Source organism: Clostridium cellulovorans 743B (assembly GCF_000145275.1).
Taxonomy (GTDB): Bacteria; Bacillota; Clostridia; order Clostridiales; family Clostridiaceae; genus Clostridium_K; species Clostridium_K cellulovorans.
In genome coordinates this window covers 1095495-1109015 of sequence record NC_014393.1, presented here as the reverse complement: position 1 = coordinate 1109015, position 13521 = coordinate 1095495, and the positions used below count along the sequence as shown (strand labels likewise).

10 protein-coding genes are annotated in these 13521 nt (G+C 31.4%); 1 reads left to right on the top strand and 9 read right to left on the bottom strand.

The window, feature by feature from the left end; genetic code table 11:
* Nucleotides 1–115: 115 nt before the first annotated feature.
* Nucleotides 116–829, bottom strand: coding sequence for a purine-nucleoside phosphorylase (gene deoD, locus CLOCEL_RS04565; protein WP_010076480.1), 714 nt, complete (start codon nt 827–829; stop codon nt 116–118).
* Nucleotides 830–1136: 307 nt separating this feature from the next.
* Nucleotides 1137–1979, bottom strand: coding sequence for an acetolactate decarboxylase (gene budA, locus CLOCEL_RS04560; RefSeq protein ID WP_010076481.1), 843 nt, complete (start codon nt 1977–1979; stop codon nt 1137–1139).
* 405 nt (nt 1980–2384) lie between these two features.
* Here budA and CLOCEL_RS04555 point away from each other — a divergent pair, with 405 nt between their 5' ends.
* Nucleotides 2385–4424 carry a C39 family peptidase gene (locus tag CLOCEL_RS04555; RefSeq protein ID WP_013291628.1) on the top strand — a complete coding sequence of 680 codons (2040 nt, stop codon included), beginning with the start codon at nt 2385–2387 and terminating at the stop codon, nt 4422–4424.
* A 292-nt stretch (nt 4425–4716) separates the two neighbouring features.
* On the opposite strand, the gene CLOCEL_RS04550 is transcribed toward CLOCEL_RS04555, so the two are convergent.
* The 7 genes from CLOCEL_RS04550 to CLOCEL_RS04520 form a co-directional block, all read right to left on the bottom strand.
* Complete coding sequence (locus CLOCEL_RS04550; protein ID WP_010076484.1) at nt 4717–6990, bottom strand: carbohydrate-binding domain-containing protein; 2274 nt, start codon at nt 6988–6990, stop codon at nt 4717–4719.
* A 706-nt stretch (nt 6991–7696) separates the two neighbouring features.
* Nucleotides 7697–9640 carry an FtsX-like permease family protein gene (locus tag CLOCEL_RS04545; protein ID WP_010076485.1) on the bottom strand — a complete coding sequence of 648 codons (1944 nt, stop codon included), beginning with the start codon at nt 9638–9640 and terminating at the stop codon, nt 7697–7699.
* Nucleotides 9633–10400 (bottom strand): ABC transporter ATP-binding protein, encoded by a 768-nt coding sequence (locus CLOCEL_RS04540; protein ID WP_010076486.1) that lies wholly within the window; start codon nt 10398–10400, stop codon nt 9633–9635. Before CLOCEL_RS04540 ends, CLOCEL_RS04545 begins: the two co-directional genes overlap by 8 nt.
* A gap of 320 nt (nt 10401–10720) precedes the next feature.
* Nucleotides 10721–11734: a sensor histidine kinase gene (locus CLOCEL_RS04535; RefSeq protein WP_010076487.1), complete on the bottom strand. Its 1014-nt coding sequence runs from the start codon at nt 11732–11734 to the stop codon at nt 10721–10723.
* A 1-nt stretch (nt 11735) separates the two neighbouring features.
* Entirely contained in the window at nt 11736–12407 is a 672-nt protein-coding gene (locus CLOCEL_RS04530) for a response regulator transcription factor (RefSeq protein ID WP_010076488.1), read from the bottom strand.
* 103 nt (nt 12408–12510) lie between these two features.
* Nucleotides 12511–13116: a DUF1919 domain-containing protein gene (locus CLOCEL_RS04525; RefSeq protein ID WP_010076489.1), complete on the bottom strand. Its 606-nt coding sequence runs from the start codon at nt 13114–13116 to the stop codon at nt 12511–12513.
* 39 nt (nt 13117–13155) lie between these two features.
* The gene (locus CLOCEL_RS04520; protein WP_010076490.1) at nt 13156–13467 is read right to left on the bottom strand and encodes a hypothetical protein; all 312 of its coding nucleotides are present in this window, start codon (nt 13465–13467) and stop codon (nt 13156–13158) included.
* Nucleotides 13468–13521 lie beyond the last annotated feature (54 nt).

The following is a 13521-nucleotide window of genomic DNA, read 5'->3' as shown; positions in this document are numbered from 1 at the left end:
CCTTATCGCTCGCTTTATTCTACAATAACACTATAATAGCAAAACACAATCTATATTTGCAAATGACTCTATGTTTTTAAGCTATATATCAATGCCATTAAGCTATTTATTTATATTACTTTGCTATTCTAAGTGCAATTTCCATCATATCTGTAAAGGTTGATTGTCTATCCTCAGCTGAAAGTGCTTCTCCAGTAACTATAGAATCGGATATTGTAAGTAAGCATAAAGCATTTTTCCCTGCCTTAGCAGCATTCATATATAATGCAGCTGCTTCCATTTCTACCGCAAGAATACCCATACTCATCCACTTACTCATTGCAGTTTCATCAGCAGAATAGAAGGTATCAGATGATAATACATTTCCTACAACTGCTCTTATATTCTTTTCCTTTGCTACTTCAACTGCAGCACTAACTAGATCATAGCTTGCAATAGGTGCAAAAGTTCCTGGTAGGTTATATTGTGCAGCATAATTTGAATTAGTAGATGCTCCTAAAGCTATAACTACATCACGAACCTTAACATTTGCATTCATACTTCCTGCAGTACCAATACGAATAATATTATCAACTTCATAAAAATTAAATAATTCGTATGAATAAATACCTATAGATGGAATTCCCATACCACTTCCCATTACTGAAACACGTTTCCCTTTATATGTTCCTGTGTATCCAAACATGTTTCTAGTTGTATTAAATTGAATAACATCCTCTAGAAAATTCTCTGCTATAAACTTTGCTCTTAATGGATCTCCTGGCATTAATACTGTTTTTGCAACTTCTCCTAATTTTGCGCCAATATGAGGCGTTGGTATTTGAGACATAACTTCTTCCTCCTAAATTATATTTTTAACCTTTGTTATTCTTTTTTTCTTCAATAATAAATTGAATCTAACCACTATGTAGTGATGATAATTAAGCTTCTCTTAACTTCATGCTAGTTTCTACTAAATCGTATACATTTTTACTAATTATAGAACTTAAAGTGCAACTTTTAGTACAAAATGTATTCTATCCATTGTTCCTAAATTTATTGCACTTTTCAAAGGCAACTTTATATATCTTATTATACTATATTATATGAAGTCAAGATATTAAAGCTTTCTAGTTTCAAATTGTAGCTTGCACAATTTACTTTTCTACTTTTTCTATATCCTCTTTAGTTACGGCAGCTTTTGAATTACTATTCTTTTCATCGCCAAGACCCATAATGAATCCTCTTGTGCTATCTAGTGTTACATCACCACTTATCATACTTACCTCTAAAAGATGTCCCCCTTTTGTTTTATCGTCCGAAATAAAATGAAGATGGTATCCTGGAACATTAATACCACCTACATAATCTGGAGACCAAAATCCTACTATCGTTCCTTTTATATCCTGATACTCAAATGTTGGTTGATTTTTTGTTACTTCAGAAAGTATCTTATAAGGCTTATCCTGTTTTGGTACACTTCTTACTTTTACATGGCTGAATGTACCATCTACTCTTATGGCATAAAAAGCATCTTTTTCTTTAATTAAATTATCTATCTGAGTTTTAAGATTCTCTATGTTACTTATTCCTTGAAATTTAGCTTCAACATCCTTATCAAAAAAAGTTACAGCTGAAAAAGGTACTTTTATTGTTTCAGGAGCTATATTAACCTCCCCTGACGCCTTTGCTTGATATACCTGACCATCAACCACTATCATTTCTCCATCTAAGCCCTCAAATGTACCTAATCCAATATCTCCAGTTTTCTTCAAAATATCAACAGAATCTATGCCATCATAATTTCCTGCCATCAATGAATTAAGAGTGGAAACCTGACTAATTATCTCTCTATCAATTTTACACTCACTACTTGTTTCCTTACTTGAATCTGTTGTTTTAATATCATTTTGTTTACATCCACCTATAATTAGGCTTCCGCCTATTAATGTAACTAAAATTGTAAAACTTGTCCTACTTAGCATTTTCTTTTTTTTCATTTCATCAATTCCCCTCTATTTCCATAATATCACTTTACTATCTATTATACTCTCATATTTTTCCATGACAAGCTTACCTATATTTCAATAAATTAATTCTCGCGATACTTCACAATATTGATTCCCTTACCAAACATTCTTAATCCAAGGATTTAATAAATCTTTATCTGACTTTTTATTAGTGATTTTATAAAATACTACACTTTTACAATAAATACATCATAATTAGCACTCTTTATTTGTTTATCGTTTACACAATATACATTTAATGAATATATTGTTTATTTTGTTTATTTTATTGTAATATTTTCAATAAAATTACTGTAATTTTTTATAATATAGTGTATAATAATACATTATTATTAATAATAAGATAATAATCAAAAAAACTATGAGGTGATAATTATGTTAAGATTCAAAAAAAGTATTGCTTGTTTAATTACAGCATCTACCGTTATGCTTTCATCTGCTATCCCTGCTCTTGCTACGATAGGTATGACTGAAAGTACAGCCAATGATTCAGTGGCTACAGCTACTGTAATCCCATCAAACTTTAATTTAACTCAAGAAATCCAAGGTTCCATCGAAAATCCTGGAGATGTAGACTACTACAAATTCGTACCATTAAACAGTGCTGGCTATTCAATATCAACCTTAGGAAGCACTGATACCTTTGGTTATTTATATGACAGCAATATGAATATACTTGACGTATGTGATGATGAGTTTAATCCCAACTCTGACAATCTTCAGCTATGCTATAACCTTACAGCAGGTAATACATACTACATAAAAGTCAGCCATAAAAATACTACTGACACAGGTAACTACACATTAAAAATTGATCCTATCTGCAACTATTACAATAAAGAGATAGAATCCAATAATTCATTTGAAACAGCAACAAGTTTGTCTGGTGTCATTACAAACATGCCTGCAACAATCGGTACAGCAGGTGACGAAGATTACTATGCCCTTACCCTTCCTGGTGGCGGTACTTTTTCAGTTGAAACAACAGGTTCTACAGATACCTTCGGTGCTATATATGATAGTAATCATAACCTAATTTCTGCAGATGATAACAACGGTGAAGATAACAACATGAAAATTATTTCACCTCTAGCTGGTCGTCAAACATACTATGTGAAAGTGAATCATGCTTCACCAAATGGGACAGGCAGCTACAACTTGAAAATATCACAAACTCAATCAGCATATGATCTAGATGGCTCTGATTTTTCTTCAGCAGTGGACTTAACCTCAGCTACTAGTAATGCTGTATCACATTCAGGTCTAGGTATAAATTATTCAGAAGATATAGACTTTTTTAAGTTTACACCTAGAGTTGATGGAATATATACCTTCAAAAGCTCTGGTCTAACTAATGTAGATGGTACTGTTTTAGACAACAATCATAATATTCTTAAAAGTGACAAAGATAGTGGCGCTGATGAGAACTTCATGATAGATGTTTCTCTTACTGCTAACCAAACATATTATTTAATGGTTTCTTCTTATCCAGGTGTTACCGGAAGTTACTCAATTGATATTGCAAAAGGAAAATGCTTAAATGTTCCACAATATCTTCAATTACCATATGACATGCTTTGCTGGGCATCAAGTACATCAATGGCAATATCATATTTTAACCATGATACAATAGATCGTACTTTAGAGATTGCGCAGAATCGTGCTAAAATTGATTATGCTTCCTCTGAGTCACTATATGGACCTGACTACTATAAATATCCTTCTGTATTTAACCAGCCACACGAACTTATAAATTGTAGTGAATATATAGATCCAAGTATTACTCCTAACGTAAGAGTAAGACCATATTATCTAGAACCACAAAAGGCTTATTCATGTGGTTACACCAAAGCTGAGTTAATTGAAAGCATTGATAAGGGATATCCTATATTGGCTAAGATTTCAAACGGACATGGAGGAGCTCACGTCATAGTTTTAAAAGGATATATGGAAGATACTAACGGTGTTATTAATACTATTTACAATGATCCACTAGACGGACAGGAGCATATAATTCCTGATGTATCTCCTCTCACTTGCGTAACTTTCTACCCTGCAAGTCCTCTTCCTACAGACAATGAACCTGTCAATAATACTTTATCTGATGCACTTCCTTTGACTAATGACCAAACAGTTCAAGGAAGCATAGGACAAGTCGGAGATGTTGATTTCTACAAATTCTCCTTTGGAAACAGTGCAAACCATCAATGTATTTTTGAAACAACAGGTACTACAGATACTTACGGAGAAGTGTATGACATCAATGGAAATCTTATTGCCTCAGCAGATAATGGTGGTGAGGGAAATAACTTTAAAATTCAGTTTACTTCACCTGCTTACACACAGTATTATGTTAAAGTAACTCACAGTAGTAATGGTACAGGAAGCTATACTCTTAATTATACATACAATTAATCTAGTACAAGTTCACAAATTAAAAATCTAGCTTTCTAATTTGTGAATATATTTACCCAAGAAGTAACTAAGCTACTTCAAATTTTCATGATGTTGCTACATATATTTAGAATATATTTTTACAAGAAATAATTAAGCCTGAAACATTCATAAACACTAGTTGAATGTTTCAGGCTATATGTTTTTAGAAAAATAATTTTCTCATTGGTTTCTCTTAACTCTTATACTTACTGTAGCATATAACTTCTTATCTTCTTATCGTTATAAATAGGGGTTCGCTTCTCTCTTACACCTATTGTGTTATATCATTAGAAAATTTAATGTTATCTATGTACATTTTACCATCAAAATCACAGTTCACATCATAAAAAACAAGTGTTAGAGGATCTAGATTTGTATTCGGTAAAATAACTTTATCACCATCAATTTTTCTTAAATCAAAGTTAACCTTGTAGTGATATAATCCATCAGTTGTTTTCTCTACTTGGTTAAGGTTTGTTAGAGGAATATTATATTTCTCTGAAGCCATTGCCCAATAACCAAGCTCTGGAGATTCAGTTACTAAGTAAATTAGTATAGAACCTTTACTTGCACTAATTGGATTTAAATATAAATCAAAGGTTAAATAATTGTTAGCTACAGGTGTAGCCTTCGCTTTAATTAGCCTTATATGAGGTGATGCTGTCCACAAATCTGAAGGTTTTACCTTTGGATATTGAACATACCAAGACATAGCCTTAGAATTATTTGCTTCTTCAATAGTTAATGAACCTTTAACTCCTGAGTTTTTATCCCAATCCCACCCATTACGAGTCGAATCTTCAAAGTCTGATGGAATAGTCGGTGTTCCAATTGGTGAATGTACAATTGGTTGGTCAACTATAGTATGGGTTCCCGAAACTGCTATGTTATCTATTGAAATAGCACTTGTTGTTGATCCAACAATTAACACTATATCTGTTAATATACTATCCTTTGAATCTGAAGCAATTGCCTTGAGATTTGGTGAATCCTCTGATGAAATTGTCAAAGTTGCTTTATAAGAACCATCTTGTTGCAATTTAAAATCCTCTGGAACTACTTGTACAGCATTTTTAGGATCAATCCAACTATGATAGTAGCTTTGTGGCACTACTGCGATAGATACCGTTGCAGGTGTCGCTGTAATAACATCCATAGTTAAATTTTCTGCATCCTTTATATCTTTGTATAACCCAGATGCCTCTGCTGAAAGACGAGCATTCCCCCAAAAATTATAGTCAGATATGTCATTACTAGCACTTAAACCATTAAGCTTTAAAGCCTTGTTTTCATTAGATAGCATTACACTTTTTACAAAGCTATCTCTATTAATTCCAAAGCCTTGTGTAGTATCATCATCGAAATCAAAAAGATTTGTAGTAAAGTCTACCTTTTTGCGATCAATTGGATTGTATGTGATTCCCTTAATACGTGCACGATAATATTCTCCTGCTGGAGATATTTCATTGGGTGACCACAGTTGATCGTCACCTGGATCTAGGCTTGTTTCATTAGTCTTACACATCTCATAAGGTACTAGGGATGATGATGTATAGTTATTATTACATATAGACCAAGCACACCAACTTATATTGTTTTTGCTAAAAAAATCTAACCAATTATCTGCATAATCATAATATAATCCGCCACTTTCAATCATCCCACCAGCTTCAGCAAGTGTCCATTCAGATACAAATACTGCAACTCCATGATTAAGAGCATATTTAATGCTAGTCATAACCTTTCTCCTATCAGTATCATCTGTTGTTGGGTAATCACTTCCAGCGGAAAAATGTGCTGCATAGGCTGTATTATCTGCACTATCTATAACTGGATTATCAGCTGCCAAATCTGTACGGTGACTCCAATAAGGGCTTCCAACAATAACAAGATTTTTATTTCCTTTATCACGCAACATTTTTATAATTGGTTCTGCATAATTTTTTACCTTTATCCAACCATTCGCATCAGCAGTTACTCCTGGTGCTTCACCATTAGGTTCATTACAAAGTTCATAAATTATATTTGGATTATTAGGATATAAACTAGAAATTTCTTCAAAGAAAGCCTTTGCAGCTGAATATTCAGCTGCATTTGGGTCTCCAGGCGTAATCATATGCCAATCTACAATAACGTACATATTATTTGCTATTGCAAAATCTACTCCTTTTATTACCTTTTCCTTCATACCTATTGGGTCATTATTATAGCCATTTTCAGTTACATACATAGCTAAACGTATTACATTTGAGCCCCAATCATTAGAAAGAGCTGCAAAAGCATTGTTATTGATTGTTCCTGGAAACCACTGTAGTCCATGAGTACACATTCCACGTAATTGAATAGATTTCCCACTTTGATCACATATTGTCTTTTGCCCGCTCTTTTCAAGAATTTGTAATGCTCCTCCCTCAGAAGGTTTTTCAGCGGGACTAACAATTAAATTAGAATAATCAGCTTCTGTTGCATTTACACTTACTGGGATGCTATAAGCTAATAGTGCTATAGCCATAACTACATTAAGAATGTTTTTTTTAATATTCATAAAAGTTCCTCCTTAATTTTATACAATCTACACGTAATAAGGATTATATTAATTCATCTTAAGCAGTAGAAAATATGTACGTGAATATTATATTTGATGTTTTATTATTTTTCTGACTATACCCCCCTTTTTAATTGAATTATTTTTTCTCCTCCAGCTTATAGACAAGATTTGTTATTCTTACAAAGGATTTTAGTTCTATACCCTACTAAACTCTCGTAATCCTTTACAAAAATACAAGCTATGTTCTACAAACATTTTTTATCACATGTAATATAATATAATTTTACCATTATTTTGAATAGATTTAGTATATAATGTTTTTAACTTTTTGAAAACTTTCTTACTACTGCGCCAATATTATTTCTGTGCCAATTAAATATATATTTTTACTGATTTTAACCTTTAATAAGTTTCTTATAAAATCAAAAAAATTGTCCTAAAACTTAAGAAAATGAGATCTAAGACACATATCTGAATCAAAGGTGAAAAGTTCATCCTGAAATACTACAGAAAACCCAAGAAAATCCTTTAGTAAGTTACTAGAATAGCAAGAATAACAAATAATATGAAAATTAAAGACCCTAACCACTTAATGGTATAGGGTCTCAAGATATCAAAAGTAAAGCATTATTTTTTATCCAATACTTTATATCATAATCAACTATATAATAACTATTTTCTCAACTTCTATTACTCTTTCTACTTATTCAACAATTTTGTAGTAAGTTCTCGCAGTTAATGAAAATACAATTGCATAAATCACTGCAAAAACAAGGATTGTTGCTATAGTAGAAATCATAAATAATGATACATTCTTCAAATTTAGAACAGCTAGAAGCTTTGTAATCATTGGGAATGCAAAAGCAATATGAATCATAGCAAAAACAAGTGGTAGAAAAAATACCATCAATACTTGTCTTCTTATAGTTTTCTTTATTTCATCTTTACCCATTCCTACCTTCTGCATAATTTCAAAGCGGTTTTTATCATCATAGCCTTCAGATATTTGTTTGTAATAAATAATCAATACTGTTGCCATTAAAAATAATGTACCTAAGAAGATACCTAAAAAGAATAATCCACCATACACCATAAAGAAATCTTCTCTACTACCTGCAGAGCTATCAATATATGTTGTTATGTTGTTTTCACTAAGCTTTTCGCTGAGCTTATTAGATAGTGTTATAATCTCCTTATCCGTTCCTTGAATATCAACTCCAATTGAATATTTTTTATTATTCTCTTTTCCTATAGAATCTATATTATTTACAAACAATACATAAGTGTCTACCATATCTTCAATACCATATTCTAGTCCTTGTATAGGCTTATCTAAAGCTTCTTTGATTTTCAAGGTTTTGTTCTCAATGGTAATGCTATTTTTATCATAATCTTTTACTTTTGAAAAACTCAAGGCTTCATCATTAGCCAGGGTAATATTCTTTCCTGTTATTCTGTTATAATCAGAAATAGGAATTGCTACAATAACGCAAACAGTTGAACTCATATCTTCTTCGCCAGTTAATAAAAATTTTCCATTCTTTTTTATAACTGGAAAACTATTTTCCCAATAATTAAGTTTATTTTCTATGGCTATGTTGTTATTTTTTGCTTCAGTATCCAAAATTTTATCTATTTTTTGTGCTTGCGCCTCTTGAATTTGTGAAGCATTCATTACTAAATTTCTTGGAAATCTAGTTCTTATTACATCTTCCATTCCTACATATAAAGCAACTGTAGTAGAAAGCATAACAAGCACTGCAGTGCTTAATATACAAATATTTGCAAGCCCTACTGCATTTTGTTTCATTCTGTACATCATGCCAGAAACAGAGATGAAATTACTTGTTTTATAGTAAAACTTTTTATTTTTTCTTAAAAGCTTTAGTACTGCAATACTTCCTGCTGTAAATAGGGCATATGTGCCTAACATAACTAAAAGAACTGCACCGAAAAACAATTTTAAAGCAGCTATAGGAGCTTTAACCTTTAAAGCTATTGTATATCCAGCAACAAGAGCTATAACACCTATGATAGTTATAATCCATTTAGTTTTTGGTTCTTTTTCTCCATGTTCTGCACCTTTTAAAAGCTCTATAGGCTTTGACATCTTAATTTGAAATAAATTTGATAATAGGTTTAAGGAAAAAATACCTATAAAAAGAATTAAAGTTTTTATTATAGATGGTACTGACACGTAAAAACCAAAGGCTACTTCAAATTTTAAAAGCTTTAAAAGTAAAAGAAACATAAGTTTATTTAGGATAATCCCAGCAATAAGTCCAACTACTAAACTAATAACCGAAGTATACATACATTCGAAAAACATAACCTTAGCAATATGTTTTTTCTCAAGGCCTAACACATTATATAGTCCGATTTCCTTCTTACGTCTTTTTATCAAAAAACTATTTGTATAGAAAAGAAATATAGCTGAAAAAATCCCTATTACTATTGTTCCTAAAAAGAGTAATATTTTTACGCTTGCAGAGCCACTTGCGCCATCTAATCCTTTATTTATTGAAAGAGCATGCATAATATAAAACATTGCTATGGTGCATATACAGGTAATGATAAAAGGTAAGTATGTCTTGCTATTCTTTTTAATATTTGTTACTGCTAGCTTCGGATAAAATAACTTATTCATTTACTCCACCTCCAGCAGCAATGACTGTAAGTGTATTTGAAATTTTTTCAAACATCTCTTCATTAGACATTGAGCCTTTATATATCTGGTGATAAACCTCTCCATCTTTAATAAATAATACTCTCCCTGCATGACTCGCTGCTTTAGTACTATGAGTAACCATAACGATAGTTTGATCCTCTTTATTAATTTCTGAAAATAATTTTAACAACTGATCTGTAGCCTTAGAATCAAGTGCCCCTGTTGGTTCATCTGCCAAAATAAGCTGTGGCTCTGTGATCAGAGCTCTTGCAACAGCAGCTCTTTGTTTTTGCCCACCAGATACTTCATAAGGAAACTTCTCTAAAATATCTTTTATACCTAGCTTCTCAGCGATAGGCATTAATCTTTTTTCCATTTCCTCATATGACTTTCTAGATAAAACAAGTGGTAGGAATATATTATCCTTTAAAGAAAATGTATCAAGTAAGTTAAAGTCTTGAAACACAAAACCTAGGTTATCTCTACGAAAGGCAACTATTTCACTTTCTTTAATTGATACAATGTTTTTACCTTGCAATAAAATCTCGCCACTAGTAGGCTTATCTAAGGATGCCAATATATTTAGTAGTGTAGTTTTTCCTGAACCTGACTCTCCCATAATTGCAACATATTCACCCTTCTCTACGGAGAATGTTACATTGCTAAGTGCTTGAACTTGATTTCCACCAAATCTTGTAGTATATATTTTCTTTAGATTATTTACTTCTAATAATTTCATCTCTTCTTCCTCCTCTTAGTCAAAACATGAGATACTAAGGAGTTCCTTCTTATTCACCAGAGTACCTGTAAAAGTACCTTTAGTACTTTTACCTCCACAGCAACTTGACTATACTCTAATTATAAGAAAAACAAAAATGCCCATCCATAACTTTTCCTTACATTTAGCATTCTAACCTTACATCGGTGTAAGGTTACTTTTGTCCGCAAGAAAAAAAATAATAGACCAATGTACTAGCCTATTATTTTAGAAATCTTTTTTCAAATAGTAAATGTTCTAAAATATACCTTAAGAAAATTACTATTATTTTTGAGCATCCCTTATTCAACTATAGTTTTTATAGAAGTAAGGTCAATTTTCACTGTTGTCCCAACATTAATTTTAGAATCAATGGTTACTTTATGCGAAAGCTTATCGAGGATCTTTTTGCAAAGATAAAGTCCAATTCCAGTTGCCTTCTTATCCATTCGCCCGTTATAACCAGTAAATCCTTTTTCAAATACTCTAGGCAAGTCCTCTTCTGCAATCCCTATTCCTGTATCCTCAATTACAAGGACTTTTCCTACAGTTTCCTCCATATATATGGATATTTTACCGCTACTTGTATACTTTAGAGCATTTGATAGTATTTGTTCAATTACAAATGCTAACCATTTTTCATCAGTTAATACGGTACACTCCATTTCTTTTAATTCTAGCACTATATTCTTTCTAATAAACATGTAAGCATATTTTCTAACGCTCTGTCTTACGATATCTAATAAGTTATAATTCTGAAGAAGTAAATCTGATGATGTACCATCTATTTTTAAGTAGCACAGCACCATTTCAACATATTGCTCTATTCTAAAGACTTGTGTTAACAATTCTTTGTTTTCTTCTGTTTTATCACTTTGCAATAATAAGCTCATTGCAGCAATAGGAGTTTTAATTTGATGTGCCCAAAGTGTATAATAATCTATCATTTCAGTCTGTTTAATATCTATCTTTGAAGCTAGTTCCGTACTTTGATTATAAAGTGCCATCAAAATATCTTGATAGTTATCTTCAATCAAATTTTTAGCTGGAGGTATTCTATCTAAACCACTAGTTATTTGTTTTTCAAGAATACATAACTGTTTATGTTTTCTATAATATTTAATGAAGTCATTAAATATAACTCCAACTCCCACAGAGCCCGATAAAAGAAATCCATATAATATTGACTCAAGAGGCAAAGCATATAAATAGAAAACTATAACAAATATAAAAATAAAAACACTGTCCAGTACTATTATTTTTTTGTGATCTTTAATGTAACACAGTAAAACCTGTAAAAAACCTTTTTCCTTCATCTTATTCCACCATATAACCTATACCCTTTTTCGTTTTAACAAAATCAGAAAGTCCAACATCTGAGAGTTTCTTTCTCAAACGGGTAACGTTAACTGTTAAAGTGTTGTCATCTATGTAGCTATCACTTTCCCAAAGTCTTGTCATAATATCATCTCGAGAGATGGCTTTTCCGATATTCTCAAATAAAATCTGAAGAATCTTAAACTCATTTTTCGTAAGCTCAAGCTTATTATTTTTATATTCTAACATTGCACTATTAAGATTTAGAACTACACCCTTATGTTCTATTACATCCATTTTCCCTCCAAAAGAATAAGTTCTTCTGAGCAGCGCCTGAACCTTTGCCACAAGAATATTTAAATCAAAAGGCTTAGCAATAAAGTCATCGCCACCCATATTTACTGCCATAATTACATTCATATTATCTGACATAGAGGAAATAAAGATTATAGGAACACTGGATATTTTTCGTATTTCACTGCACCAATGGTAACCATTGAAAAATGGTAACGATATATCTAAAAGCACAAGATGTGGCTCCAACTGTACAAATTGTGCAATAACATCTTTGAAATCAGTTATACATTCCGTTTCGTGACCCCACTGACACAAGCTATTTTTCATTGACTTTGCAATTACCATATCATCTTCCACAATTAAAATCTTGTACATATTACACTCCAGATAATTTCTTATTTTTTCTTTATTTTGTAATCATTATATCACAACTTTATCTTGCCTTACCAAACTATAATCCCCTTCTACATAGTTTTAATTATTCCAACTTTATAATCCTATTATTTATAAAACTTGTTATGTCAAAATGCTTCATTATTATTTCTACATCCCACAACCTTGTAGGATCTTTCATTTCCTCTATACAACATGCTGATTGTATTTCTGGATAATGATCTTTTGTAAAACATACCTTATTATTAAATGGAAGAGCATCAAATTGTTTTATTACTTCATAGTTACAAGTCTCATTTTCCGCAAGAATAATTATCAAATCCTTCCAGTTAACTCTACTCATTCGCCTATTCCATTTTTCTATTACCTCTTCTTGATCTTTATAATGCAAAAAAAATATTTCAATATCATCTAACTTGGCAATTGGGAAGTTTATAGAATCTACATATCTTTTAAATTGCTCAAAATGTATAGATTCCTTTGGATCAATAAACTCTAACTGCTTTGAAAGATAGAACTCAATATTCGACAAAAATTTAACATAATCTTGTGCAAGAAAAAATAGCCCTATTGTAGGGGTCTTGTATTCAATATTGTAATATTGATATATAAATCCACCTATGCAATTGTTGCATATTATACTAAAATTTTCATTTTTCAAGTTTGGTACTGATTCTATTTTGGATACCATTTAGACATCACTCCTAACTAATTTCATCTCCTCAGATTTTTATCTTGAAGAATCCTTTTCAATTTGTTCAGGGGAAGTTCCACATACTGTATATCTATATCCTTCAAAGACACTATCATTTATTACAGGCAAAATGCTAACTGCAAGAGCACTCCCTCCTGGAATCTCCATTATTGCATTCATTATAAGCATATATTCCATTTCACCTATCATATCTCCTATTTTAGAATCAAAATATATCCTCATGCCATCAGTCTTTGTATGCTTAAATGGCTTCTCTCCGTTAAGTTCTAAAGACTCAATCTTTTTTATTACCTCCGCCTGCTTCCATACACAGTTTACTAATATCATAATAACAATCCTCCATATATTCTTTTATCTTAAACCAATTCTTATCTTTTTCTT